1 protein-coding gene and 1 pseudogene are annotated in these 712 nt (G+C 38.6%); both read right to left on the reverse strand.

The features are described from left to right. A partial coding sequence (locus AC1DUW_RS31445; RefSeq protein ID WP_477644526.1) for a serine dehydratase beta chain occupies positions 1-190 on the reverse strand: 190 nt, incomplete at its 3' end. A 20-nt stretch (positions 191-210) separates the two neighbouring features. After that, positions 211-712, reverse strand: a pseudogene (gene glyA / locus AC1DUW_RS31450) (serine hydroxymethyltransferase); the annotation flags it as partial.

Genomic DNA, 712 nt, shown 5'->3' on the forward strand with positions numbered 1-712 from the left:
GTGCTTTATCTGTTCCATGTCCTTGATAGGTTTCAGCAAATGAATCATAGAATACAATTTTGACTTCTTTTGGATAATCTCCTAACAGTTCATGGATGAATTTACCGATTGACACGACTCCGGCAGTGTGGGAACTTGACGGTCCTACCATGATTGGACCTATTATGTCAAAACAACTTTGAAATTCCATTGAGTCCCCCCCTTTTTTTCTTACACAGTAATTGGTTGTTGAAATAACGGATAAATATCACAAATTCCTTTGGTTGTTTCTTTTGCTTTCTTAAGAACGTCTTTATCTCCTTTACTCTTTAGAACAGCTGAAATCACTTCACCGATTTTCACCATTTCATCCTGCTTCATGCCTCGAGTTGTTAAAGCTGCTGTTCCCATTCGGATACCACTCGTAACAAATGGCTTTTCTGGATCATATGGAATCGTATTTTTATTAGCGGTGATGCCTGCTTCTTCTAATAATTTCTCTGCTTCTTTTCCTGTTAAATTCCACGGACGTAAATCTAAAAGAACAATATGATTATCTGTTCCTCCAGAAACAAGAGCTGCACCTTTATTTTTTAATGTTTCACTAAGTGTTGCAGCATTTTCAATGACTTGTTTCGCATAGTCCTTAAAGCTTGGTTGTAATGCTTCGTTGAAAGCGACCGCTTTTGCTGCAATAATGTGCATGAGAGGGCCGCCCTGAATTCCTGGGAAC

It is taken from the genome of Peribacillus sp. P4_C12 (assembly GCF_056402095.1).